A 23,279-nucleotide genomic window follows, 5' to 3' on the forward strand; every position below is an offset into this window, starting at 1 on the left:
GGCGGCGCCGCGCGGCCGCCGGTGGGCCGCGGGGCCGTGCCGGGGGTGGCGGGGGTGTCCGTGGCCGCGGCGCCCGTACTCGGGGTGTCCGTGGCCGCTCAGGTCGTTCCCGGACCGTCGGTGCCGCCGCGGTCCGGGCCCGGGGCTTCCGCGGCGGCGTACTCCGCGCTGCCCCTGTCCATCCCCGCGCAGGTCACGGCGGGCGCGGGGGACGGCTCGTGAGGATGGGTCTGATCTCCCCCGACCCGGGGCATCCGCTGCTCGCGGCCACCGCGGCGCTGCTCTCCCCGCGACACACGGTGCTGGTACTGGACCCGGCGGCGGGCGCCGCGGGCGCGCGCGGGACGGCGCCCGACGTCTGCCTGCTCAAGGCGCGGACCCCGGCGGCGCTGGAACTGGCGCGGGAGTTGGAAGGACGGGGCTCCGTCGTGCTGAACTCGGCGGGGGCCACCGAACGCTGCCAGGACCGGATCACCATGGCGGAATCCGCCCGAGCGGCGGGACTCCCCTTCGCCGCCACCCGGGCGTTCGACACCCTCGCGGAGTTGGCGTCCTCGGCGGGCGGGCGACCGGACCGGCCGCTCGTGGTCAAGAGCCGGCGCAGCCGCAAGCACGACCTGGTCGCCCGGGTGGACGGGTCCGACGGGCTGCGGGCACTGGCGGCGACCTGGGGCCGGGAGCCCGTCGTGGTCCAGGACTTCGCCCCCAACAACGGCTGGGACCACAAACTGTGGGTCGTCGGGGAGCAGGTCTTCGCGGCGCTGCGGCGCTCCGAACTGGCACCCGGCGCGGAGGAACCGGCCACGAACCGGGACCGCCTGCCCCCGGAGTGGGTGGAGTCGGCGCTGCGGGTGGGCGAGGTCTTCGGACTGGAGGTCTACGGCGTGGACGTCATCGAGACCGTCGACGGCACGCCCCTCATCGTGGACGTCAACGCCTTCCCGGGAATCCGCGGCCAGGCCGGCGCGCCGCGGGCCCTGGCGGACCTGGCCCTGCGCCGGGCCGGGTCTGTTCGATGACCGCGGCGTCCACTTGATGGCCGCGGCGTCCACTTGACGACCCCGACGTCCACTTGACGACCTCGACGTCTACTTGATGACCTCGACCTTCTTGTCCCCGGCGGATGCGACGGCCTGCGAGGCGGCGCCCAGCACGGCGACGACGGCGAACAGGACGGCGGCGACGGCGGCCTTGCGCTTGCGGTTCACGGTTCCCCCTGTGTCATGACGGTCCGCGGCCCACGACGGCCCGCGCCCACGAAGCCTCCCACCGGCCCCGTCCGGCGGCAAGGCCCGCCGAGGGGCACACTCCCTACCCTGGCAGTCGACGGAAGGGCGGTGCCATGCGCGCTGTGGTGTTCGAGCGGTACGGGGAGTTGGCCGGGGTACGGGAGGTGCCAGATCCGGGTCCTGCCCCGGGCGGCGTCGTCGTGCGCGTCGAGGCGACGGGACTGTGCCGCAGCGACTGGCACGGCTGGATGGGCCACGACCCGGACATCGTGCTGCCGCACGTGCCCGGCCACGAACTGGCCGGAGTGGTCGAGGCGGTCGGTCCCGCGGTCACCGCCTGGCGACCCGGTGACCGGGTGACCGTACCGTTCGTCTGCGCCTGCGGCAGCTGCGCGGACTGCGCCGCGGGCCAGCACCAGGTGTGCGCGCGCCAGACGCAGCCCGGCTTCACGCACTGGGGTTCCTTCGCGGAGTACGTGGCCCTGGACCACGCCGACGTGAATCTGGTGGCCGTCCCCGAGGACGTCTCGTTCGCGACGGCCGCCGGCCTGGGCTGCCGCTTCGCGACGGCGTTCCGGGCGGTGATCGCGCGGGGCAGGGTGGCCCCGGGCGAGTGGGTCGCGGTCCACGGCTGCGGCGGGGTCGGCCTGTCCGCCGTGATGATCGCGGCAGCGGCGGGAGCGCGGGTGATCGCGGTGGACACCGCGCCGGGCGCGTTGGAACTGGCCCGCGCCTTCGGGGCGGCCGCCTGCGTGAACGCCGCGGACGCCGGCCCCGGCGGTACGGCCGGGGCGGTGCGGGAGCTGTCCGGTGGTGGCGCGCACCTCTCGCTGGACGCCCTGGGCTCCCCCGCGACCGCGGCCGCCTCGGTGGCCGGGCTGCGCCGGCGGGGCCGGCACGTGCAGGTCGGGTTGTTGCCGGCGGCGGCCGGTCCCGCCGTGCTGCCCATGGACCGGGTGATCGGCTGGGAGCTGGAGGTCCTGGGCAGCCACGGGATGGCCGCCCACGCCTACCCGCCGATGCTGGAGCTGGTCCGCTCGGGGACGCTCCGGCCGGACCTGCTGGTCACCTCGCTCATCGGTCTGGAGGCCGCCCCGGCGGCGCTCGCCGCGATGGGCTCGGTGGTGGGGGCCGGGGTCACCGTCATCCTGCCGTCGTCGCCCTGACCCGGAGCCGCCCGTGTTCGGCGGAGCAACCCACTCCGCCCTCAACTCCCCTGTCTTCCACAACTCTTGACGGCACACGGGGTGAGGAGCACAGTGTCCAGCGGCCCGGCCTTGAGAGCGCTCTCAAGGGGATTCCGCCACGGACTCCGCTCCCCCGCGCCTCCCCCGTACCACGCCTTCGGGCGTCTCGGAGAGGACATCCACGCATATGCCATCCGGTACAGAACGGCCGTCCTTACGTCGCACCGTCATCGCGGGCCTGAGCACCCTCGGCGTGCTCGCGGCCACCGTCACGGCCTCCGTCCTGCCCGCCGGGGCGGCGGCGCCGCGATCCCCGGCCGCCCATCCCGTCCCGTCCGGCTGGTCCCAGGTGTTCCTCGACGAGTTCGACGGGCCGGCGGGATCCGGGGTCGACACCGCCGACTGGCAGTACACCACCGGGACGAGCTACCCCGGCGGCCCCGCCAACTTCGGTACCGGCGAGATCGAGACGATGACCGCCGACCCGTCCAACGTGTCCCTCGACGGCGCCGGGAACCTGCTGATCACACCCCGCCGCGACGCGGCCGGCAACTGGACCTCGGGGCGTGTCGAGACCCGCAGATCGGACTTCCGGCCCCCCGCGGGCGGCACGCTCCGGGTCGAGGCCCGCGTCCGGATGCCCGACGTGACCGGCCCGGCGGCGAAGGGGTACTGGCCGGCCTTCTGGATGCTGGGCGGCCCCTACCGCGGCAACTGGTGGAACTGGCCCGGCATCGGCGAGCTCGACATCCTGGAGAACGTCCAGGGCATCAACCAGGTCTGGTCCACCATGCACTGCGGCACCAGCCCCGGCGGCCCCTGCAACGAGACGACCGGCATCGGCGGGAAGCAGGTCTGTCCCGGCCTGAGCTGCCAGGCGGGCTTCCACACCTACGCCGTCGAGTGGGACAGGTCCACCGCCCCCGAGCAGATGCGCTTCTATGTCGACACGCTCAACTACCACACCGTACGGGCCGACCAGGTCGACGCCGCCACCTGGGCCGCCGCCACCGGCCACGGCTATTTCCTCATCCTGAACGTCGCCATGGGCGGCGGGTTCCCCGACGCCTTCGGCGGCGGCCCCGACGCGGGGACCGTGCCCGGACACCCGATGACCGTCGACCACGTACGCGTGCTCCAGTCACCCGGCGGCACGACGACCCCGCCGACCACACCCCCGACGACCCCGCCCACCACCCCGCCGGGCGGCCACCGGGACGCCTACGCGCCCATCCGGGCCGAAACCCACGACGCGCAGTCCGGGCTGGCCGTCGAGGCCACCACCGACACCGGGGGCGGGCAGGACGTCACCTCCATCGCCAACGGCGACTGGGCCCGGTTCTCGGGCGTCGACTTCGGTTCCGGCACCGCCGGGCAGTTCCTCGCCCGGGTCGCGAGCGGCGCGACCGGCGGGGTGAGCGGCCTCGTCGAGGTCCGGCTCGACAGCCGGACCGGCCCGCCCGTCGGCAGCTTCTCCGTCGCCGGGACCGGCGGTTGGCAGAACTGGCGGACCGTGCCGGCGAACATGACGGCGGTCGGCGGCGTACACGACGTGTACCTGACCTTCACCAGCGGTCAGCCCGCCGACTTCGTGAACCTCAACTGGTTCCACTTCGCCCGATGACGGCCGCCCGGCAGCCCCGGAGGCGTCCGCCGCCGGCCCTACCGGCAACACTGCTCGTCCTGCCGGCCGCCCCGTACGACGACGTCGACGACCGGTCGTACGGGCGGATCCTCGGCAAAGCGGCCCCTCCGACCCGTCCGGCCCCGGGCGTCGGCCGGTGACGGCCCCGTACCGGCGGAGCCCCTTCGGGGGCCCGGCGGTACGGGTTACCCTGCTGCCCGGCGAGGAGCGCCCCCGCAGAGGCAGGAGGACCATCCGTGCCCGATCAGCTTTCCGTGACCCCCCGGGCGGCCGCGGCGCCCGGCGGCCGCCCCACCCTGGAGGCCGTCGCGGCGGCCGCCGGGGTCTCCCGGGCGACCGCGTCCCGCGTGGTCAACGGCGGCGAAGGGGTGCGGCCGCATCTGGTCGACAAGGTCGAGGAGGCCGTCCGCGAACTGGGCTACGTGCCCAATCCGGCCGCGCGCACCCTGGTCACGCGGCGGACCGGGGCCGTCGCGGTGATCATCGCGGAACCGGAGGTGCGGATCTTCTCCGATCCGTTCTTCTCCCGGCAGGTCCGCGGCATCAGCAGGGAACTGACCGCGAGCGACACCCAGTTGGTGCTGCTATTGGTCGAGGACCACCGGGACTACGAGCGGATCGAGCGCTATCTGGCCGGCGGACACGTCGACGGGGCCCTGGCGTTCTCGCTGCACACCGACGATCCGCTGCCCGCCATCACCCGGCGCATCGGCCTGCCGACCGTCTACGGCGGCCGCCCGGGTTGGACGACCGCACCGGACGCGCGGGACTCCCCCGGCGGTGTCGCGTACGTGGACGCGGACAACCGCGGGGGCGCGCGCCTGGCCGTACGGCACCTGCTGGACCAGGGGCGTCGGCGGATCGCGCACATCGCCGGACCCCGCGACCAGACCTCGGCCACCGACCGGCTCGACGGATACCTCGACGTGTTGCCGGAAGCCGATCCGGGGCTGTTGGCCGAGGGTGACTTCACGGCGGCCGGCGGGGCGCGGGCGATGGCCGGGCTGTTGGAACGCAGGCCGGACCTCGACGCCGTGTTCGCCGCGAACGACCTGATGGCGACGGGTGCGCTGGAGACCCTGCGGGCGCGGGGCCGCCGGGTCCCCGAGGACGTGGCGCTGGTCGGTTTCGACGACGCCGAGTCGGTGGTGGAGGCCGCGGATCCGCCGCTGACGACGGTGCGTCAGGACATCGAGGGCATGGGCCGGCTGATGGCCCGGCTGCTGCTGCGGTCGTTGGAGGACCGGCGGGGCGCCGGGGGGCCGCCCCGCCCGGTCATCACGCCGACGACGCTGGTGCGGCGGGCGTCGGCCTGAGCGGGTCCGCGTCCGGCGGGGGCCGGTGCGGGGCGGCCGGGCTCACAGGGCCCGTCCCATGCACACGCGCGGCCATCGGTCCAGGCCGTGCAGGGCCTCCTGCCGCCGGATCTCCCGCAGGCCCGGGGTGAGTTCCTCGTCGGCCAGGATCCGGAAGCCGCAGCGCAGGTAGTAGGGGGCGTTCCAGGGGACGGCGGCGAAGGTGGTCAGGGTGAGTGCGCCGTCGCGCCGGGCGGCCGCGCGGAGCGCGGCGTGCTCCAGCAGGGCCCGGCCCACTCCCCGGCGCGCGCCGGCCGGGTGCACCGAGACCTGCTCGACGTGGAGGGCGCCGTCGACCGGCTCGGCGATGAGGTAGGCCAGCGGACGGTCGTCCGGGCCGGTGGCCACCCAGGCCAGGCCGGTGCCGGCGTAGCGGGCGAGCTCCTCCAGGGGGAGCGGATCGTCGTCGGCGACGGCGGGCATGCCGATGTCGCGGAAGCATTCCCCGGCGGCCCGTTCGATGTCCTGGCAGACCGGAAGGTCCGCGAGGACCGCTGCTCGTATGCGCATCCGGTCAGTGTCGCCGGGGCGGGGCCCGGTGTGCCAGGGCCCCTACCCCTGCCGGGACCGCCGGATGCGGGCGCGGAGTCCGCGCAGGAGGAGCGCGGCGACGGCCCCCACCGCGATCAAGGCTCCGGCCACGGTCAGCGACCAGACCGGGATTCCGCCGCCCACGGTGAGGAGTTCGTCGTGGTGGACGACCCTCCGGTAGGGGGTGTCCTCGGCGGTGGCGCGCAGTTCGTGGTCCCCGTCGATGCGCTCGGGCCGCGGGAACCGCTGCTCGATCGCCGTGAGGAACAGCGGTGCGGTCCCGGCCAGTTCGGCCAGTGCACCCTCGGGGGTGATGGTTCCGGCGAAGGTGACCTCGGGTGCGGCTCCCCCGATCGGGGACAGCGGCTCCATCCGGTGCGCGGCGAGGACGTACAGGTCGAGCGACTGCGGGGTACGGGCCAGTCGGGAGAGCCGCATGGGGTAGACGAGGCGGTCGGCGGCGAAGCTGATGCGCAGCGGGTCGAGTTCCCCGCCCAGGGTCCGGCCCGGCTCCCGGGGGGCGAGGCGCACGGCGACGTACTCCCACGCGCGGTCGACGTAGGGCCGCAGTTCGGTGGTGAGCCGGTCGGGCAGTTCGAAGCCGTTGGTCTCCAGCCAGGTCCGCAGGGCGTCGGGGTCGGTGGCGGTCAACCGGGCGACGTCGAAGTCGCCGAGCCGTTCGCGGCCGACCACGCCGACCGCGGGGGCGCCGCTGCCGGGAAGGGGGGCGCCGGCGGTGTCACGGGAGCCGGAGGAGAAGGGCCAGTCCCTCTCGCGCGGCCAGAAGTAGGTGCGGGTCCGGTGCTCGGGGCGGGTCAGGCGGCCCAGTTCGGGGAAGAGGTCGGCGTCGCCGAGCCGTACGGTCGCCCGGCCGGGAACCGGCATGATCCAGGCCGCCTCGCGGGCGGTGCCGCCGACGGTGAACCGCATGACGATCTCCTCGGTACGGCCGTCCCAGCGCACGACGGAGGCTTCGCGGTCGACGCCGATGCGGGCCGCGTCGCCGGGGACCATCGCCCCGCAGCCGCAGGCGTGGGCGGGGCCGATGACGGTGCCCGCCTGGGTCACGAGCAGGGCGAACAGGAGGGTCAGGATTCTTCGCTTCGTCCACACGGGTGATGGGACGAGGCCGTGACGCGTCCGGTTCCGCCGCCCGGTCCGGCCGCCCGGTGCCCGCCGTCACCGCGAACGGCGGGCCGGCCGCCGGGGCGTCGTCATCAAACTGCGGCCGTTCCGTGCCCCGGGAGTGGCCGCGACGGGGCCGTCGGACGTCCGGCTGATCCCATACTTGTGGCTCATGAGAGGGATGGACAAGCCGCGCAGCAGCCCCCTGGTGCCCGACGCCGTGAGCGCCGAGATCCTCCGGCACGACTGGGGGTCCATCGAGTGCGGTTGCGGCCGCTCGGCGGAGCATCTGGAAGAGACCCTGTGGAATGCCGCCGAGGGGCATCCGGCGGCGTTCCACGCCCTGGAGGGCCATGTGTTCGCCGGGTCGCGGCTACGGCCCCCGGCGCCGGCCGCGTGCGGGGTGCTGATGGCCGTGTGGGCGGTCGGGCCGCCCCGGCTGGCGACCCGCGAGGCGCTGCTGTGGGCGCTGCTGGCGTTCCTGAACACGGAGGACGACGGTTCCTCGCACGAGGCGGGCCTGTACGGCCAGTGCGCCGCGTTCATCCGTACGGGCCTGCCGGGGCTGCGCCGCGAACGGGCGGCCGCCCCGGGCTCGGTGGCCGCCGCCTACGCCGACGGGGTGCTCGCGCTCCTGGAGCTCTCCGTCTGATCCCCGGTGGCAGCGCGCAGGCAGGCGCGCAGCACGGCCGGGGTGACCTCCTCCAGGGAGTCCGCGAAGGTTCGGGCCGGAGAGCGCGGTACGTCGAGCAGCGAGGGCACCACCAGGACCGCGCAGCCCGCCGCTTCGGCGGAGGCCGCGCCGTCCGGGGAGTCCTCCACGGCGACGCACTCTCCGGGGGGCAGGCCGAGCCGCGCGGCGGCCGCGCGGTACGGGTCGGGGTGCGGCTTCGTGCGTGCGGTGTCGTCGGCGGAGAGGGTGAAGGCGAAGGGGACGTGGGCGAGCGCGCCCCCGACGACCTCGTCGACCACGACCCGCGGTGAGGCGCTGACCAGGGCGAAGGGCACGTTCCGCGCGGTGAGGGCGGCCAGCAGCCGCTGGGCTCCCGGGCGCAGGGGGGCGCCGGCCGCGACCCGGCGGAAGAAGCCGTCGGTGAGGGCGGCGGCGACCGTGCCGGGGTCCGCGCCGCCGGTGAGGCGTACGAGGTGCTCCGCGGTGTCCTGGACGGCGCGTCCCACCACCTCGGGGGCGTCCGCGGGGCCGAGCCGGTGACCGAGCCGGTCCGCGACCTCCTCGGTGGTCCGCCACCAGAGCACTTCGGTGTCGACGAGGGTGCCGTCCATGTCGAAGAGGACGGCGGCGGGTCCGTTCAGCTCGCTCTCGGCGGGTCCGTTCACGCGGTCCTCGCCACGACGAGGACGGGCCGCTCGGTCAGGCCGACGGTGGCCCGCGCCCCGGGCACGAGTGCTCCGGCGTCCCGCGAGGGCAGGTCGGCCTTGACCCGGTTGCCGCCGGGCAGGTCGAGGTGGAGCCGGGTGACGGCGCCGAAGAAGGAGGCCGACACGACGGCGGCGGCGCCCTCCGCGTCGGCGGACACGGTGACGTTCTCGGGGCGCACGAGGACCTCGACGTCCGGGGTCGTCGGGACCGGTCCGTCGACGGGCAACCGGATGCCCGCGACCTCCACCAGGCCGCCTTCGCCGAGCCGGCCCGGCAGCCGGTTCATGGTGCCGACGAATTCGGCGACGAAGGCCGTCGCGGGCCGTTCGTACAGTTCGGCGGGGGCCGCGCACTGCTCCAGCCGGCCGGCGTTCAGGACGGCGACCCGGTCGGCCATGGAGAGGGCCTCCTCCTGGTCGTGGGTGACGAACACGGTGGTGATGCCGAGTGACAGCTGGAGGCGCCGGATCTCGTCGCGCAGGTTGGCCCGCACCTTGGCGTCCAGGGCGGACAGGGGTTCGTCGAGGAGCAGCACGCGGGGGCGCAGGGCCAGGGCGCGGGCGAGCGCGACGCGCTGCTGCTGGCCGCCGGACAGCTGGTGCGGGTAGCGGTCGCCGTGCTCGGGGAGGCCGACCAGGTCGAGGAGCTCGGCCGCGCGCGCGGTGCGCCGGGCGGCCGGGACCTTGCGCACGCGCAGGCCGAAGGCGACGTTCTCGCGGGCGGTGAGGTTCGGGAAGAGGCTGTACGACTGGAAGACCATCCCGGCGTCGCGGCGGTTGGCCGGGACGCGGGTGATGTCCTCGCCGTCGACGAGGACCTCGCCGGAGTCGGGCTGCTCGAAGCCCGCGAGGACGCGCAGCGCGGTGGTCTTGCCGCAGCCGGAGGGGCCCAGGAGGGCGAGGAGCTCGCCGGGGCGGGCGGTCAGGTCGAGGCCGTCGAGGGCAACGGTGGAGCCGAACGCCCGGCGCAGGTCGCGGAATTCGACGAGGGCGCCCGCGGGGGCGCCGCGGTCCGCCGGCTTCCCGGCCGCGGCAGGGGTGGTGGACATGGGGTCAGGACTCCTTGCGGGAGGTGGTGGGGGCGGGCGACGCGCCGGAGGCGTTCGTTCCGGCCCGCGAGAGGAGGAGCAGCAGCAGCCAGGTGATGAGGAGGCTGAGGACGGAGACGGCCACCGACATCCGGGCCTGGGCTCCGGAGATCGTCACGATCCACACCGCGAAGGGCCGGAAGCCGAGCAGTGAGGCGATGGTGAATTCGCCGAGGACCAGCGCGAGGGTGAGGAAGGCCGCTCCGGCGAGCGAGGCCCGCAGGTTCGGGAGCAGCACGCGCAGGACGACGTACGGCCAACTCGCGCCGCAGCTGCGGGCGGCCTCGGTCAGGGTCGGGACGTCGACGGCGCGCAGGCCGGCGTCGAGCGAGCGGTACACGAAGGGCAGCGCCAGCACCGTGTAGGCGAGCACCAGGACGAACGGGAACTTCTCGTTCTGCACGGCGATGAACGTCTGGTAGAGCGGGGTCCGCGAGAGGTGGTCGGGCCCCCACCGCAGCACCGTGGTGATGCCGGTGACCAGGGCGATGGGCGGCACCACGAGCGGCAGCATGCACACGACCTCGACGGCCGGTCGCAGCCGGGGCGAACCGATGCGTACGGCGACCAGCGCGGGCACGGCCAGCAGCAGGGACAGGGCGATGGTGGCGGCCGCGAGGCCGAGGGAGAGCAGCAGGCTCTCGGTGAACCCCTCGGCGGCGAGCAGCTCGGTGTACGCCTCGAAGGTGATGCCCTGCCCGGGGACGTGCACGGTGAAGACGAAGGAGGCGACGAGCGGTACGAGGAAGTAGGCGGCGGCCAGGCCGAGTACGGCTCCGCGCCAGATCCGGGGGCGCGGGCGGCGTGCCTTCGCGCGGGCCCCGGGGGCGGTCGCGGGGCCGTCGTCGGTCCGCGGCAGGGTCGGGGTCATCGCAGCCATCGGGCGCTCCGTCGCTGGAGGGGCAGGTAGAGGGCCATGACCAGGCCGGCGATGAGGATCATGTCGAGGCCGAGGGCGAGCGCCACGTTCTCCTGGCCGGTGAGGACGTTGCCGGAGAGCGCGTCCGCGATCTTCAGGGTCACCAGGGGGACCGAGCCGCCGACGAGGGCCGCGGCCGTCGCGTGGGCGGCGAAGGCGGTCCCGAAGAGCAGGACGAACCCGCCGAGCAGGGAGGGCGCGAGCACCGGGAGGCCCACGTGGCGCCAGTACTGGCCGGCGGTGGCGCCGCTGTTCCGGGCGGCCTCGCGCCACTGGGGGCGCAGTCCGTCGAGTGCGGGGACGGTCACCAGCACCATCAGCGGGGTCAGGAAGTACAGGTAGACCACGGTGAGTCCGGTGAAGGAGTACAGGTTCCAGCCGAGGCCGGTGAGGTCGGCGAGCCGGGTGACGACTCCGGAGATCCCGACGGTGGCGATGAACGCGAAGGCGAGCGGCACCCCGCCGAAGTTGGCGAGGACCCCGGAGGCGGTCAGGGCCGCCGAGCGCAGCGCGGTGGAGCGGGAGGTGACCAGGGCCTGGGCGATGAGGACGCCGAGCACGGCGGCGAGGAGCGCCGTGAGGGCGGACAGTTGGACGCTGCCGACGAGCGAGCCGAGGTAGGGGCCCTGGAGGGAACGCGCGAGGTGCTCGCCGGTGGGCCGGATGGATCCGGTCGCCGGGTCGGTGCCGGTGACCGCGCCGAAGGCTATGGCGCCGAGCGGGATGCCGAAGCAGAGCCCGGTGAAGGCGAGGAGGGGGAGGACGGCGAGCCAGGTGCGCGGGCCGCGCCGCCGGCGGCGGGTGCTGGTGCCGCCGGCGGTCCCCTCAGTGAGGGGGGAGGTGGTGGGGGTGGACATCAGCTGAGGGCCTTGTCCCACTTCTCGGCGAGGGTGGCCTTGGCCTTGTCGAGTTCCTCCGAGGCGGGGAAGGTCGGGGTGCCCTGGACCTGCGGGAGCGCGCCGATCGCGGCCTTGTCGGCGGTGCCGTCCTGCGTCATGCCGGGGAGCAGGACGGGGCGGGCGTGGCCGCGCAGCCAGATGTTCTGGCCGTCGGTGCTGTACAGGAACTCCATCCACAGGCGGGCGGCCGCCGGGTTGGGGGCGTCCTTGTTGATGGCCTGCGAGTAGTACTGGGCGTAGACGCCGTCGGTGGGTACGGCGACCTTCCAGTCGACGCCCTTGCCCTTGAACTGCTCGGCGTAGCCGGCGTTCAGGTAGTCCCAGTCGATGGAGATGGGCGTCTCGCCCTTCTCGACGGTCGCCGGGGTGGACTCGACCGGGATGAAGTTGCCGCTCTTGCGGAGCTGCCCGAAGAAGTCGATTCCGGGCTGGATGTCCCCGAAGGAGCCCTTGTTGGCGAGCGCGGCCGCGTATACGCCGCCGAAGGCGGAGCCCGACTTGGTGGGGTTGCCGTTGAGGGCGACCTTGCCCTTGTACTCGGGCTTGAGGAGGTCCGCGAAGGTCTGCGGGCAGGTGGGGACGCGGGCGGCGTCGCAGCCGATGGAGACGTAGCCGCCGTAGTCGTTGTACCAGCGGCCGTCCGCGTCCTTCTGGGAGCCGGGGATCTTGTCCCAGGCGGTGACCTTGTACGGGGCGAAGAGGTTCTCGGCGGCGCCGCTGCGGGCGAAGGCGATGCCCAGGTCGAGGACGTCGGGGGCGCGGTCCTGGCCCTTGCGGGACTTCACGGCCGCGATCTCGTCGGAGCTGGAGGCGTCCGGGTTCTCGCTGTTGACCTTGATCTTGGGGTACTTGGCCTGGAAGGCCTTGAGCATTTCGCCGTAGTTCGCCCAGTCCGGCGGGAGGGCGATCACGTTCAGCTTCCCCTCCTTCTCGGCGGCCGCGACGAGGGCCTCCATGCCGCCGAGGTCGGCGAGCGAGGTCGCGGTGCCCGGCTGGGCGTTGCCCTTCGCGTTGCCGGTCGCGCCGGCGGGCTGCTGCGGATCGGGCGCTGCGCCGCACGCGCTGAGCGTGGTGAGGACGGCGGCACTGAGCAGTACGGCCGCGCCGCGACGGGCGGAGGAACTGAGCACGGTCTCTCCCGGAGACAGATCCAAAAGGGGGTCGTTCACTTGTCTGAACAAGTTGGCTCCAGTTCGCCCGGGTGCGCTGTACGGACGGTGAACGGCGGCCGTCCGCCGGAGCACGCTTCGAGGAAGACAAGAGAATGACCGAAAGGGGTCGTGACAGAACGGGCCGGATGATCATCGATGATGATCGTGACCCAGGGGGGTCGAAGGCGGCGACGGGCGGGGGAACGGCATGGGGAACGGCGTGGGAACCGGTACGGGAGGCAGTACGGGCGGTGCCACGGGGGCCGGTTCCGGGACGGCCAGGTACCTGGAGATCGCGGAGGCGTTGCGGAGGCAGATCCTCTCCGGCGCCTACCCGGTCGGCGCCCGGCTGCCGTCGGAGAGCGACCTGGCCGCCCGCTGGTCCGCATCGCGGGGCACGGTCCGCCAGGCGGTCGCCACCCTGGCCGCCGAGGGACTGGTGGGCTCCAGCCAGGGGGCGCGCCGGATCGTTCTGCGCCAGGAACGGCGACACAGTTTCGGCGAGCTGAACAGCTTCGCCCAGTGGGCCGAGGGGATCGGCCACGAGGTGCGCAGCCGCTTCCTGTCCCGGACCCGACGGGCCGCGACGGCCGAGGAGGCGGAGCGGCTGGCCCTGCCGCCGGGCACCGAGATCCTCGCCGCGCTGCGGCTGCGCCTGCTCGACGGCGAGCCCACGATGGTGGAGCGGACCGCCTACGCCGACTGGGTCGCCGGGGCCGTGGAAGCGCTGCCGCGGGACTGCCGGTCGGTGATGGACAGCCTGGAGGCGGGCTCCGGGGTCGTCGCCCAGTACGGCGAACACCTCATCGACGCGCTGCCGGCGGGCAGCGAGGACGCCCGGCTGCTCGGAATCCGGCGCGGCAGCCCGTTGTTGCGCCAGCGGCACGTCTCGGCCACCCGCACCGGACGCCCGATCGAGTGGTCCGACGACCGCTACCTGGCCGGCAGCGTCACCTTCAGTGTGAGCAACTCGGCGGTAGCAACACCCCTGGAGCGGCACCCCGGCACCGAACGCTGAAGGAGGCGCCGGCCAGGGGTGGGGCGGGGGACTCCGTCCGGCGCGGCGTCAGCGAGTGGGCGGGGGGGCGCCGACCCCGCCGGAGGCCGCACCCCCGATCGCCACGTCGAGGGCCTGGTCGATGACCCCTTCGATCGCCCCGTCGATGGCCCCGTCGATGGCCCCGTCGATGGCTTGGTCGAGGGCCTGGTCGATGGCCTCGTCCACCGCCTCCGGCAGCCAGTCCTCGGTCCGGGTGAAGGCGAAGCCGAGCCGCGCGGCGCGGCCGTTGTCCAGGGCATAGGGCCGGTCGAAGGAGAAGGGCGACGCCTCCTGCCCCCGCGGCACGGTCCGGTACCGAGGCGGCCGCCCGACCCGGGCGGCGATCAGCTCGCACAGCCGGGTGACCGTCAGCGCGCCGTCGGAACTCGCGTTGACCGGGCCGGTGAATCCCCCGGCCACCGCCCAGGCCAGGAACTCCGCGATCTCCCGGTGGTGGATGAAGGAGGTCGGGTACGGGTGCTCGTGCACGTCGACGGGCAGCCCGGCGCCGATCCTCCCGACGTAGTGCGCGAGGCGCCCGGTGAACTCCGCCCGGCCGCCGCCCAGGACGTGCGCGGAGCGGACACTGACGTACGGGAACGCCGGATCGCGCAGGAACACCGCCTCGGCCCGCCGCTTGCCCTCGGCGTAGGCGGCCGCGGGACCGGCCGGCGCCTCCGTGCCGGCCGCCGCAGGGAGGATCGGCGGGAGGCCCAGGGGGTCGACGCACTCCTCAGCGACCGGGTGCGGGAGCGGGAGCGGGAGCGGGAGCGGGAGCGGGAGCGGGAGCGGGAGCGGGAGCGGGTGCGGGTGCGCCGACAGCAGGGCGGAGCCGTGGCCCGTGAGCGGCGGGGAAAACGTCGCCGGGTCGTACACCTCCATCGTCGAGGTCATCACGTAGCGGCCGGTGCGCCCCCCGCCGAAGACCCGGCGGGCGACGGCGGCCTGGTGCGGGGTGTAGCAGACCTGGTCCACGACGGCGTCGAAGGTGCGGGGCCCCAGGGCCTCGCCCAGTTGTCGTTCGTCTTCCCGGTCGGCCACCAGCCGGCCGACCCCGTCGGGCGGGACGACGGAACCCCGATTGAGGACAGTGACCTCGTTCCCGGCGTCGCGCAGCAGCGTGACCAGGTGCTTACCGAAATAGCGGCTACCGCCGATGACCAGAATGCGTTCCATGCCGTCGACCCTGCCCGGGTATCGTCCCCGGCGGAACCGACCAGTCGCTGAACACGTCGTTAGGGAAACTGTTGATCGATGTGCACCGGCTGCGCGTCCTGCTGGCGGTCGCCGAGCACGGCAGCTTCAACCGGGCCGCCTCCGCCCTGGGCCTGACGCCTTCGGCCGTCTCCCAGCACATCGCCTCGCTCGAACGCGGGCTCGGCCATCCGGTCGCCGTGCGCAGCACGCGCGGGGTCACGCTCACCGAGGCCGGCCGGCTGCTGGCGGAGACGGCACGGACGATCGATGCCGAGCTGGACCAGGTCCGCCACCGCATCGACCGCCTCCGCGCCCCACGGCCGCGGCTGACGGTGGGCACCTTCACCAGCGGGGGCCGCCACCTGCTGCCGCAGGCCCTCACCGCCTTCGTGGCCGCGTACCCGGAGGTGGAACTGACCGTCCTGGAGGCCGAACCGGAGGACGCGGTGCCCATGGTGCGCAGCGGTGCGGCGGACCTCGCGCTGACCTACCGCTTCGACGGCCAGCTGCCGTCGGGTACGGCGGGTACGGCGGGTACGGCGGGCACAGCGGGTAGCTCGGGTACGGCGGGTTCGGCCGGCGTGAACTGGGCGCCCTTGGTGGAGGATCCGCTGTACGCGGTCCTCCCGCCCGGCCACCCCCTGGCCGGCCGGGACGCGTTGGAGCCCGCCGAACTCGCCGCCGACCGCTGGGTGCTCGGCTGCCTCAAGACGGAGGCCTACCTGCGCCGGTACGCCGAGCGGGCCGGCTTCGAGCCGCGCGTCGCGGCCTCCACCACCGACTACTTCTTCGCGCAGACCTTGGTCGGGGCGGGCGTGGGCGTCGCCCTGATTCCGCACATCGGCCTGGCCCCGGTCGACGGATCCGCCGTCATCCCCCTCGAACCTCCCCGCCCCGCCCGGCACATCGGCGTGGTCACCCCCCGCCGCCCCCACCCGGAGCCGTACGCGGCCGCTCTGACCACCGCCCTGTCCGCGGGGGCCGCGGCGCACCGACCGGTGGTGCGGTAGCCGGCGCGCGGCTTGACCGGGGGGTCGGCGGGTGTGGTGGGAGCCGGTCACCCTCGGACGCCCGGAGGGCCTCCTCCCGGCTCCGAAGCCGAGCGCGGCGGCGGGATCACCGCGCCGGGAGTGACCAGTCCGGTCTCGTAGGCCAGGACGACCGCCTGCGCCCGGTCCCGCAGGGCCAGCTTGGCGAAGATCCGTGCCACGTGCGTCTTCACGGTGGCTTCGCTGAGCGTCAGTTCCCGGGCCAGTTCGGCGTTGGACAGCCCGTGGCCCATCAACGTCAGCACCTCGCGCTCGCGCGGGGTCAGCGCGGCGAGGTCCCGGTGCGGGGCCGGCTCCGCCCGCGGTGCGGCGGCCGGAGCGCACCGCTCGACCAGCCGGCGGGTGATCGACGGCGAGAGCAACGCGTCGCCCGTGCCCACCAGCCGTACGGCGGCCGCCAGGTGTGCGGGCGTGACGTCCTTGAGCAGGAACCCGCTGGCTCCGGCGGCGAGGGCGGCGTAGACGTACTGGTCGAGGTCGAAGGTGGTCAGCATGATCACCCGGGTCGCCGGGAGCTCCGCGAGGATCCTCCGGGCGGCCTCCAGGCCGTCCATGTTGGGCATCCGGATGTCGAGCAGAACGACGTCGGGGCGCACCCGGCGGGCCGTGGCCACCGCCTCGGCCCCGTCGGCGGCCACGCCCACCACATCGATCCCCCGGGCCGTCAGGATCATCCGGAAGCCGGTCCGGACGAGTTCCTGATCGTCCGCGATCACCACCCGGGGTGCCGTAGCCTCCCCCGCCTCCCCGAACCCGAACCCCGCCTCGAACCCCGCCTCGGACTCCGCCCCCGTATCCGCCCCCGGTACACGCACCGGCTCGGGCGCCGTCACGGCCGGTCCAGGGGCAGGCGGGCGCGGACGCGGTATCCGCCGCCGAGGCGGCGGCGGGCATCGAGGTCGCCGCCGTAGACGGCCACCCGCTCGCGCAGTCCGAGCAGTCCCCGGCCCGTCCCGTCGGCCTTCGCCACCCCTGCCGGCGCCGAAGGCACCGCACCCCCGCCCGTGCCCGCCGCCGGCCCGTCCGACAGTACGCTCGGACCGGTGTTGAGCACCTCCACCCGCAGCGCGTGGTCGGCGTACCTCACCGTCACCTCGGCTCTCCCCCCGTTCCCGTGCTTGAGCGCATTGGTCAGCGCCTCCTGGATGATGCGGTAGGCCGTCACGTCGATCCCGGCCGGCAGGGTGCGCGGTTCCCCGGATATGCGCACCTCCACCGGCAGCCCGGCGAAGGCTATCCGGTCGATGAGGGGGCCCAGTCGGCTCAGGCTCGGCTGCGGCGTCAGTTCCCCGGCGCCCGCGTACGGCTCGTCCTCGCCGTCCTGGGCGGGCGCCAACAGACCCAGCAGGTTGCGCAGTTCGGTCATCGTCGTGCGCCCGGCGTCCTCGACGGCCCCCATCGCGGCCGCCGCCTCCTGCGGCATGGTCGCCAGCACCTCGCGGGCGGCTCCGGCCTGCACGATCATGAGGCTCACGTTGTGGCTGACGATGTCGTGCAACTCGGCCGCTATTCTGGCCCGCTCGGCGTCGACCGCACTGCGGCTCGCGCTCTCGCGTTCACGTTCCAGGAGCCACCCGCGCTCCCCGAGAGCCGCTCGATGCGCGCGCCGCTCCCGCGCCAGCGCAATCCACAGGCCGCCCACCGCGCACAACGCCAACACCAGGCACGCGGCACCCAACACGCCGCCCGTCCGCCATCCCACCCCGTCCGCCCCCATCCACCGTCCACCATGTGCCATGTGCCCGTCCCGGCCACCGCCCGCGTCCCCGTACCTCCCGCGAACCGGCTTCCGACCGAAGATCGTTACGTCTCAAGCGTCGCAGCCCGAGCCGTAATCCGCATCCCTCCCCCGAGCCCACTCGCGTACATCCCCAGGATGACCCCGCCGCCCCTTTGCACCCCCGGGGTGACGTCCGCGCCACGGCACCCCTTCTAAGTTCGGGGCATGACAACTGATCATGAAGGTGTGCGGCCGGTCGTCGTCCGACTGGACGGCGTGCACAAGGAGTACGGCGACGCGAAGGCCCTGGACGGCCTCTCGTTGGAGATCCGCAAGGGCGACGCCGTCGCCGTGATGGGACCGTCGGGGTGCGGCAAGTCCACGCTGCTGAACATGGTGGCCGGCCTGGACCGGCCGACCGCCGGCACGGTCGAGGTCCAGGGCCACGACCTGGGGAGCCTGACCGAGACGGGCCTGGCCCTGTTCCGCCGCCGCGACGTCGGAATGATCTTCCAGTTCTTCAACCTCATCGACGACCTGCCGGCCCTCGACAACGTCGCCCTGGCGGCCCAGTTGACCGGCGTGTCCGCCCGTCAGGCGCGCCGCCGCGCCCTGGAGCTCCTCGACGAGCTCGGCATCGCGGACCGCCGCGACCACTACCCGGCGACGCTCAGCGGCGGAGAGCGTCAACGGGTGGCCGTCGCACGGGCCTTGATGAACCGTCCGGCCCTGCTGCTGGCCGACGAGCCCACCGGCGCCCTCGACAGCCGAGCCGGCGAGCAGGTGATGGACCTGCTGATCGACCTCAACCAGATCGGCCAGACCCTCCTGATCGTCACCCACGACCCGCACCTGGCCACGCGCTGCGCAAGCCGGCTGGTCGAGGTCGCCGACGGTCGGGTGGCCCGTGAGACCACCTTGCACGAGAGCGCCGCGGGCCACGGCCCCCTGGGCGGGGACCCGCTGGGGGTGAGCGCGTGAGCGCCGTGTGGAGGGCCGCGCGGGCCGCCGTCCGGCGCCGCAGGGTCCAGACGACGGTCATCGGTCTCGTCGTCCTGTGCGCGACCACGACGGTACTGCTCGCCCTCGCCCTCCTCTCCGCCGCCTCCGCGCCCTTCGACAGGGCCTATTCCGCCCAGCGCGGCGCGCACGTGTCGGCGACGTACGACCCCGCGAGGGTCTCGGACGCCCAACTGGCCGAAACCGCGCGGCGCCCCGGGGTCGCGGCCGCCTCGGGTCCGTTCCACCAGGCCGTCGTCACGGTGCCCGGGGACTGGCTCTGGATGCCGCGCGGCCCGCTCACCGTGGTCGGCCGGGCGGGTCCCGACGGGCCGGTGGACCGGATCGACGTGCTGGCGGGCCGTTGGGCCTCCGCGCCCGGGGAGATCGTCGTCAACTGGGACATCGGCGGCTCGCCCTACGAGGATCTGCTGGGCACGAGGCTGGAGTCCCCGGGGCTGCCGGCGCTCACGGTGGTGGGCTTCGCCACCAGCATGAGCGGCTCGGCCGGGGCCTGGGTCACCCCGGAGCAGGTGACGCAGCTCCGGCCCGCGTCGGTCCAGATGCTCTACCGGTTCACGGACGCCTCCTCCCCCGCCGCCGTCCGGGACGGACTGGCCGGGACCGTCGCCGGGTTGCCGGAGGGGTCCCTGACGGCTTCCCAGTCCTACTTCACCCTCAAGAAGGCCTTCTCCTCCCGGGCCGACGCCTATCTGCCGTTCATGGGGCTCTTCGGCGTCCTGGGCCTGCTCGTCTCCGCACTGATCGTCGCCAACGTGGTCAGCGGGGCGGTGGTCGCCGGCTACCGGCACATCGGTGTGCTCAAGGCCATGGGCTTCACCCCGAACCAGGTCGTGGCCGTCTACCTGACGATGACCGGGGTGCCCGCCGTCGTCGGGTGCCTGCTCGGCACCCTGGCCGGCGGTGCGCTGGCCGGGCCCTTCCTGCAGGTCGCCTTCTCGGGGACGGAGACCGGCAACGCCGTCGTCAACACCGTCGACCCGTGGGTCCACGCCGTCTGCCTGCTGGGATTTCCCGCCCTCGTCCTGGTCACGGCGCTGGTCCCCGCGCTGCGGGCGCACCGGCTGCCGGCGGCGCGGGCGATCAGCTCGGCGGGGGTGTCGCGGGCCGGGCGCGGGCTGCGCGTCCAGCGCGCGCTCGCCGCCACCGGACTGCCGACCCCCGTCGGCCTGGGCCTCGGCCAGCCGTTCGCCCGCCCGGCCCGCACGCTCATGACCATGGCCGCGATCGTCCTCGGCGTCACCACGGTCACCGTGTCCACGGGTCTGACCGGGACGATGTTGGCGTACGCGGAGACGGGCCCGGGCGGCGGCGGCCCCACGGTCACCGTCCAGACGGGCGCTCCGCTCAACGGGTTGCCGTCGCTGCGGCTCGGTGACGCCGAGATCGAGGAGCGGCTGCGCTCCCTGCCGGGCGCCCTTGAGGTCCGGGCCAGCGCCCTGTCACAGGTGAGCCTGGTCGGGTACACGCAGCCCGTGTTCGCCGACTTCCACCGGGGGGACCTTTCCTCCTACGCCTCCCGGCTCGCGGACGGCCGCGTGCCCCGGGCGGCGGGCGAGGTCGTGGCCGGACCCGGGTTCCTGACCGAGCGGGGGCTCTCGGTCGGCAGTGGGATCACGCTGGAGCTGGACGGCAGGCGGGTGTCGGGAACCGTCGTCGGCGAGCTCGTCGACGGTGACGCCCGCGCGTTCAGCACGTCCTGGGAAACCCTGAGGGTGCTCGCGCCGGAAGTACGGGCCCGGCAGTACCAGGTGGGGCTCGCGCCCGGATCGGACGCCCGCGCGTACGCGGCCGCCGTCGACGCGCTCGACCCCGGGCTGCGCGCCGAGGTGAACGAATTCGGCAGCGCCGCGACCACCGTCGTCGTCGGCTTCTCCTCGGTGTTCACCGTCCTGCTGTCGGTCGTCACGGCGCTCGGGGTCTTCAACACGGTGCTGCTGAACGTCAGGGAGCGGCGCCGCGACCTCGGGATGCTGAAGTCGATCGGCATGACCCCGCGGCAGGTGATGGTGATGACGGTGACGTCCGTGACGGGTGTGGGGGCGGTCGCGGGCCTGATCGGGATCCCGTTGGGGATGGTGGCGCACCGCCTGATCGTCGACAACGTGGGGATCGTGTCCTTCACCGAGTCCATGAAGGACGTCTGGCACGCCCCGCAGTTGGCCGGCCTGCTGCTGGCGGGGGTGGTCATCGCGGTGCTGGGCGCCCTCGTGCCGGCCCGGTCCGCCGCGCGGACCACGATCGCGGCCGCGCTGCACACCGAGTGACCGCGGCCGCCGCGCACCGGGCCGGGCCCCCGTCAGTCGGGATCGCCCTCCCGGGGCGTCCGCAGGGCTCGGAGGCGGTCCTGCGCTGCGGTGGCCGCGTCCCGGGCCTCCTTCGCGGCCCGGCCGGCCTCGCGGTGGCGGGCCTCGGCGCCGGTGACCGCCGTGTAGGCCCGGTCGCGTTCGTCCCTCGCGCGCTCGGCCTCCCTTCCCAGACGGGCGGCCTCGGCGTCGGCGTCCGCCGCCGACGCCACCGCGCGCCGACGGGCCTCGTCGGCCTCGCGCAGCTCCTCCTCACGGGCGGAGGCGACCCGTTCGGCGTCCTCGGCGGCGGCCCGCGCCGCCTCCAGCAGCCCTTCGCGGTCGGCGTCGGGGGTCGCGCCGACGCCGGTGTCGGCCCGGGCGCCGGCCCCACCGCCCGCGTCCGCGTCCGCCCCGTCGGCGTCCTGGCGCCGCCCGGCCGCCGCCCGTACGGCGTCCGGGTCGACCGCGGGGAACTCCGGTTCCGGCTCGGGGGTCCGTACGAGCCGGCCCGACGCCCACTCCGCGGACGCCTCGGGTCCGGCCAGGACCGCGTACAGGATCCGCTCCACCTCCCGCACCACCGGCTCCGAGATCGGCGAGCCCGCCTCGGCGGCGAGCCGGCCGGCCTCACGGGCGAGGGCGCCGATCACCACGTGCTGCTGGTGGGACAGGGCCCGCAACCGCTCGCCGTCCAGCGCGTGGTGCGCGGAGCGCAGCGCCTGCGCGAGCTGGAGGAACTGCTCGGCCTCCTCGGGCTGGGACCGCACGAGCAGGTTCGAGGCCCAGGCGGCCAGGGTGGGCCGGCGCAGGGCCGTGATCCGCCGGGCGGCCTCCGGTCCGTCCTCCTTCTTCGCGCGGGCCGCGGCCTCCGCCCGCGCCGCCGTGAAGCCCGATGGGTGCGCCGCGTACAGCGCGTCGATGACCTCGTCCACGTCCACGCGCCCCACTCTCGGCCATCACCGGCCGGCCGCGCGGTACCGGGTCCGCCCCGCGCCGCCGGGCGGGCGCACGGGTGCCCCGGGCGGGTGAGGAAGATCGCCGGAACGGGTCAGCGGGGCGCCCCGCGCGGGTGAAGTGTGCGCACGGGCCGGTTCCCCGACCGGGGCGGGGCCCGTTGGAGGGGTCATGAACGCTCCCATAAACGCCCCGATACTGCCCGCGGCCCGCGCTCTGACCGCCCCGTCCGCCCCGACCGCCTCAGCCGCCCCGACCGTCCCGCCCGGTCCGCCGGAGCCCCCCGATCCGCGCGCACCGGCCCGGTCGACCGACGCGGGGCCGGATGCCGGTCCGGACCCGCTCCCCCGCATACGGTCCGCGCTCCACGACGGCGTCCTCACCGTCGCCCTGGCCGGCGAGTTCGACCACTTCACCTGCGCCCCCCTGCGCGGGCTCCTCGACGAAGGAGCCGTGCGCGGCGCACGCCACCTCGTCCTCGACGCGGCCCTGGTCTCCTTCTGCGACTCCGCCCTGCTGGACGTGCTGGACCGGTGGGTCCTGAGCGGCCGTTCCTGGGAGTCGACCGGCGCCTCCCGTTCCGCCCGGCTCCTGTTCTCCCTGGAGGCGCGGATCCGGCCGGGGCACGGCGTCCGGCAGGGGGTGGGTCGGTGACCTTCGCGGCTCTCACGCTGATCCCGCTGCTGCTGGCCCTCGCACTGGCCCGTCGGCTGCCGCCCGTCCCGGAGCACCCGAGGCCGGCCGTCAGCCCGTCGGCTCCTCCACGATCCGGCCGTCGCGCAACTCCACCACGCAGTCGGCGAGTTCGATCATCGCCGGATCGTGGGTGGCGACCAGTGCGGTGACCCCCTCGCTGCGCACCACGGCGCGCAGCAGCCGCATGATGGAGCGGCCGGTCTCGGAGTCCAGCTGGCCGGTGGGCTCGTCCGCGATGATCAGGGCGGGCTCATTGGCCAGCGCGCGGGCCACGGCGACGCGCTGCTGCTGACCTCCCGAGAGTTCGCCGGGGCGCTGCTCGGCGTGGTCGGCGAGACCGACCAGCGCCAGCAGCGTGCGGACGCGTTCCTCGCGCCGCTTCGCCGGGACCTTGCGCATCCGCATCGGTACGCCGATGTTCTCGGCGGCGGTCAGCACCGGGATCAGTCCGAAGGACTGGAAGACGAAGCCGATCCGATCGCGGCGCAGGGCGAGCAGTCCGTCCTCGTCCAGCCCGGCCAGGTCGGTTCCGTCGAGTTCGACGGTGCCGCCGGTCGGGGTGTCGAGCCCCCCGACGAGGTTCAGCAGCGTGGTCTTGCCGGAGCCCGACCGGCCCTTGAGCGCGGTGAGTTCACCACGTCGCGCCTCGAACGTGACGCCCCTCAGGGCGTGTACGGCGCGTTCTCCCGTACCGAAGCTCTTGCGCAGGTCGCGCACCACCATCATGGACGTCACGGTGGCCCCGTTCTCCTGCTGGGTCATGGTGAACTTCCCCTCGGACCGGCTCGCTTGCGCACCTTCGATTCC

General features: G+C 74.5%; 23 protein-coding genes and 1 pseudogene. 12 read left to right on the plus strand and 12 right to left on the minus strand.

The genetic code is table 11. The annotated features are described in order from the left end of the window. The 6 genes and pseudogenes from NOD94_RS24080 to NOD94_RS24105 all read left to right on the plus strand — a co-directional run. Nucleotides 1-222: pseudogene (locus tag NOD94_RS24080) on the plus strand (hypothetical protein); the annotation flags it as partial. After that, nucleotides 219-1,019, plus strand: a complete 801-nt coding sequence (locus tag NOD94_RS24085) for an alpha-L-glutamate ligase (RefSeq protein ID WP_281208158.1) — start codon at nucleotides 219-221, stop codon at nucleotides 1,017-1,019. The pseudogene NOD94_RS24080 and the gene NOD94_RS24085, both read left to right, overlap by 4 nt. A gap of 323 nt (nucleotides 1,020-1,342) precedes the next feature. Beyond that, nucleotides 1,343-2,395 (plus strand): zinc-dependent alcohol dehydrogenase family protein, encoded by a 1,053-nt coding sequence (locus NOD94_RS24090; RefSeq protein WP_281208159.1) that lies wholly within the window; start codon nucleotides 1,343-1,345, stop codon nucleotides 2,393-2,395. Nucleotides 2,396-2,603: 208 nt separating this feature from the next. Further along, nucleotides 2,604-4,040 carry a carbohydrate-binding protein gene (locus tag NOD94_RS24095; protein WP_281208160.1) on the plus strand — a complete coding sequence of 479 codons (1,437 nt, stop codon included), beginning with the start codon at nucleotides 2,604-2,606 and terminating at the stop codon, nucleotides 4,038-4,040. After that, the gene (locus NOD94_RS24100; RefSeq protein WP_281208161.1) at nucleotides 4,037-4,201 is read left to right on the plus strand and encodes a hypothetical protein; all 165 of its coding nucleotides are present in this window, start codon (nucleotides 4,037-4,039) and stop codon (nucleotides 4,199-4,201) included. The genes NOD94_RS24095 and NOD94_RS24100 overlap by 4 nt, the downstream gene beginning before the upstream one ends. 96 nt (nucleotides 4,202-4,297) lie before the next feature. Continuing rightward, nucleotides 4,298-5,377, plus strand: coding sequence for a LacI family DNA-binding transcriptional regulator (locus tag NOD94_RS24105; protein ID WP_281208162.1), 1,080 nt, complete (start codon nucleotides 4,298-4,300; stop codon nucleotides 5,375-5,377). 42 nt (nucleotides 5,378-5,419) lie between these two features. Here the strand turns inward: NOD94_RS24105 and NOD94_RS24110 are convergent, their stop codons facing one another. Next, the gene (locus NOD94_RS24110) at nucleotides 5,420-5,926 is read right to left on the minus strand and encodes a GNAT family N-acetyltransferase (RefSeq protein ID WP_281208163.1); all 507 of its coding nucleotides are present in this window, start codon (nucleotides 5,924-5,926) and stop codon (nucleotides 5,420-5,422) included. A 42-nt stretch (nucleotides 5,927-5,968) separates the two neighbouring features. Then, nucleotides 5,969-7,060 carry a DUF2330 domain-containing protein gene (locus tag NOD94_RS24115; RefSeq protein WP_281208164.1) on the minus strand — a complete coding sequence of 364 codons (1,092 nt, stop codon included), beginning with the start codon at nucleotides 7,058-7,060 and terminating at the stop codon, nucleotides 5,969-5,971. Between the two features lie 184 nt (nucleotides 7,061-7,244). Between NOD94_RS24115 and NOD94_RS24120 the strand changes: the two genes are divergently transcribed. Then, the gene (locus tag NOD94_RS24120; protein WP_281208165.1) at nucleotides 7,245-7,724 is read left to right on the plus strand and encodes a hypothetical protein; all 480 of its coding nucleotides are present in this window, start codon (nucleotides 7,245-7,247) and stop codon (nucleotides 7,722-7,724) included. On the opposite strand, the gene NOD94_RS24125 is transcribed toward NOD94_RS24120, so the two are convergent. From NOD94_RS24125 to NOD94_RS24145, 5 genes are read right to left on the minus strand one after another with little or no spacing between them, the layout of a single operon-like run. Beyond that, the gene (locus NOD94_RS24125; protein WP_281208166.1) at nucleotides 7,682-8,410 is read right to left on the minus strand and encodes an HAD family phosphatase; all 729 of its coding nucleotides are present in this window, start codon (nucleotides 8,408-8,410) and stop codon (nucleotides 7,682-7,684) included. The genes NOD94_RS24120 and NOD94_RS24125 overlap by 43 nt on opposite strands. Further along, nucleotides 8,407-9,501, minus strand: coding sequence for an ABC transporter ATP-binding protein (locus NOD94_RS24130; RefSeq protein WP_281208167.1), 1,095 nt, complete (start codon nucleotides 9,499-9,501; stop codon nucleotides 8,407-8,409). The genes NOD94_RS24125 and NOD94_RS24130 overlap by 4 nt, the downstream gene beginning before the upstream one ends. A 4-nt stretch (nucleotides 9,502-9,505) precedes the next feature. Further along, nucleotides 9,506-10,411, minus strand: a complete 906-nt coding sequence (locus NOD94_RS24135) for an ABC transporter permease subunit (protein WP_281208191.1) — start codon at nucleotides 10,409-10,411, stop codon at nucleotides 9,506-9,508. Beyond that, nucleotides 10,408-11,316: an ABC transporter permease subunit gene (locus NOD94_RS24140; RefSeq protein ID WP_281208168.1), complete on the minus strand. Its 909-nt coding sequence runs from the start codon at nucleotides 11,314-11,316 to the stop codon at nucleotides 10,408-10,410. The genes NOD94_RS24135 and NOD94_RS24140 overlap by 4 nt, the downstream gene beginning before the upstream one ends. After that, nucleotides 11,316-12,452: an extracellular solute-binding protein gene (locus NOD94_RS24145; protein WP_281208192.1), complete on the minus strand. Its 1,137-nt coding sequence runs from the start codon at nucleotides 12,450-12,452 to the stop codon at nucleotides 11,316-11,318. The genes NOD94_RS24140 and NOD94_RS24145 overlap by 1 nt, the downstream gene beginning before the upstream one ends. A 277-nt stretch (nucleotides 12,453-12,729) precedes the next feature. Here NOD94_RS24145 and NOD94_RS24150 point away from each other — a divergent pair, with 277 nt between their 5' ends. After that, nucleotides 12,730-13,527, plus strand: a complete 798-nt coding sequence (locus NOD94_RS24150; RefSeq protein WP_281208169.1) for a GntR family transcriptional regulator — start codon at nucleotides 12,730-12,732, stop codon at nucleotides 13,525-13,527. A 48-nt stretch (nucleotides 13,528-13,575) separates the two neighbouring features. Here NOD94_RS24150 and NOD94_RS24155 read toward each other — a convergent pair whose 3' ends face one another. Next, a complete protein-coding gene (locus tag NOD94_RS24155) occupies nucleotides 13,576-14,724 on the minus strand; it encodes a reductase (protein ID WP_281208170.1) in 1,149 nt (382 codons plus the stop codon). Nucleotides 14,725-14,795: 71 nt separating this feature from the next. On the opposite strand from NOD94_RS24155, the gene NOD94_RS24160 reads away from it, so the two are divergent. After that, nucleotides 14,796-15,755 (plus strand): LysR family transcriptional regulator, encoded by a 960-nt coding sequence (locus NOD94_RS24160; protein ID WP_281208171.1) that lies wholly within the window; start codon nucleotides 14,796-14,798, stop codon nucleotides 15,753-15,755. A 47-nt stretch (nucleotides 15,756-15,802) separates the two neighbouring features. Here NOD94_RS24160 and NOD94_RS24165 read toward each other — a convergent pair whose 3' ends face one another. After that, complete coding sequence (locus NOD94_RS24165; RefSeq protein WP_281208172.1) at nucleotides 15,803-16,513, minus strand: response regulator transcription factor; 711 nt, start codon at nucleotides 16,511-16,513, stop codon at nucleotides 15,803-15,805. Nucleotides 16,514-16,623: 110 nt separating this feature from the next. Then, nucleotides 16,624-17,532, minus strand: a complete 909-nt coding sequence (locus NOD94_RS24170; protein ID WP_281208173.1) for a histidine kinase — start codon at nucleotides 17,530-17,532, stop codon at nucleotides 16,624-16,626. Between the two features lie 207 nt (nucleotides 17,533-17,739). Here NOD94_RS24170 and NOD94_RS24175 point away from each other — a divergent pair, with 207 nt between their 5' ends. Further along, complete coding sequence (locus NOD94_RS24175; protein WP_281208174.1) at nucleotides 17,740-18,495, plus strand: ABC transporter ATP-binding protein; 756 nt, start codon at nucleotides 17,740-17,742, stop codon at nucleotides 18,493-18,495. Continuing rightward, on the plus strand, nucleotides 18,492-20,801 hold the full coding sequence (locus NOD94_RS24180; RefSeq protein ID WP_281208175.1) for an ABC transporter permease: 2,310 nt from the start codon (nucleotides 18,492-18,494) through the stop codon (nucleotides 20,799-20,801). Before NOD94_RS24175 ends, NOD94_RS24180 begins: the two co-directional genes overlap by 4 nt. Nucleotides 20,802-20,833: 32 nt before the next feature. Here NOD94_RS24180 and NOD94_RS24185 read toward each other — a convergent pair whose 3' ends face one another. Then, nucleotides 20,834-21,760 (minus strand): hypothetical protein, encoded by a 927-nt coding sequence (locus tag NOD94_RS24185; protein WP_281208176.1) that lies wholly within the window; start codon nucleotides 21,758-21,760, stop codon nucleotides 20,834-20,836. Between the two features lie 187 nt (nucleotides 21,761-21,947). Between NOD94_RS24185 and NOD94_RS24190 the strand changes: the two genes are divergently transcribed. Beyond that, a complete protein-coding gene (locus NOD94_RS24190) occupies nucleotides 21,948-22,430 on the plus strand; it encodes an STAS domain-containing protein (RefSeq protein ID WP_281208177.1) in 483 nt (160 codons plus the stop codon). Nucleotides 22,431-22,520: 90 nt separating this feature from the next. Here the strand turns inward: NOD94_RS24190 and NOD94_RS24195 are convergent, their stop codons facing one another. Then, complete coding sequence (locus tag NOD94_RS24195) at nucleotides 22,521-23,234, minus strand: ABC transporter ATP-binding protein (RefSeq protein ID WP_281208193.1); 714 nt, start codon at nucleotides 23,232-23,234, stop codon at nucleotides 22,521-22,523. Between the last annotated feature and the right edge of the window lie 45 nt (nucleotides 23,235-23,279).

This window comes from Streptomyces sp. Isolate_45 (assembly GCF_024721315.2).
Lineage (GTDB): Bacteria > Actinomycetota > Actinomycetes > Streptomycetales > Streptomycetaceae > Streptomyces.

What these genes read in the sequence shown, in the direction of transcription:
- NOD94_RS24090 (WP_281208159.1), top strand. Translation starts at nt 1,343, where the DNA reads ATGCGCGCTGTGGTGTTCGAGCGGTACGGGGAGTTGGCCGGGGTACGG.
- NOD94_RS24095 (WP_281208160.1), top strand. Translation starts at nt 2,604, where the DNA reads ATGCCATCCGGTACAGAACGGCCGTCCTTACGTCGCACCGTCATCGCG.
- NOD94_RS24100 (WP_281208161.1), top strand. Translation starts at nt 4,037, where the DNA reads ATGACGGCCGCCCGGCAGCCCCGGAGGCGTCCGCCGCCGGCCCTACCG.
- NOD94_RS24110 (WP_281208163.1), bottom strand. Translation starts at nt 5,926, where the DNA reads ATGCGCATACGAGCAGCGGTCCTCGCGGACCTTCCGGTCTGCCAGGAC.
- NOD94_RS24120 (WP_281208165.1), top strand. Translation starts at nt 7,245, where the DNA reads ATGAGAGGGATGGACAAGCCGCGCAGCAGCCCCCTGGTGCCCGACGCC.
- NOD94_RS24130 (WP_281208167.1), bottom strand. Translation starts at nt 9,501, where the DNA reads ATGTCCACCACCCCTGCCGCGGCCGGGAAGCCGGCGGACCGCGGCGCC.
- NOD94_RS24135 (WP_281208191.1), bottom strand. Translation starts at nt 10,411, where the DNA reads ATGACCCCGACCCTGCCGCGGACCGACGACGGCCCCGCGACCGCCCCC.
- NOD94_RS24140 (WP_281208168.1), bottom strand. Translation starts at nt 11,316, where the DNA reads ATGTCCACCCCCACCACCTCCCCCCTCACTGAGGGGACCGCCGGCGGC.
- NOD94_RS24155 (WP_281208170.1), bottom strand. Translation starts at nt 14,724, where the DNA reads ATGGAACGCATTCTGGTCATCGGCGGTAGCCGCTATTTCGGTAAGCAC.
- NOD94_RS24170 (WP_281208173.1), bottom strand. Translation starts at nt 17,532, where the DNA reads ATGGCACATGGTGGACGGTGGATGGGGGCGGACGGGGTGGGATGGCGG.
- NOD94_RS24175 (WP_281208174.1), top strand. Translation starts at nt 17,740, where the DNA reads ATGACAACTGATCATGAAGGTGTGCGGCCGGTCGTCGTCCGACTGGAC.
- NOD94_RS24190 (WP_281208177.1), top strand. Translation starts at nt 21,948, where the DNA reads ATGAACGCTCCCATAAACGCCCCGATACTGCCCGCGGCCCGCGCTCTG.
- NOD94_RS24195 (WP_281208193.1), bottom strand. Translation starts at nt 23,234, where the DNA reads ATGACCCAGCAGGAGAACGGGGCCACCGTGACGTCCATGATGGTGGTG.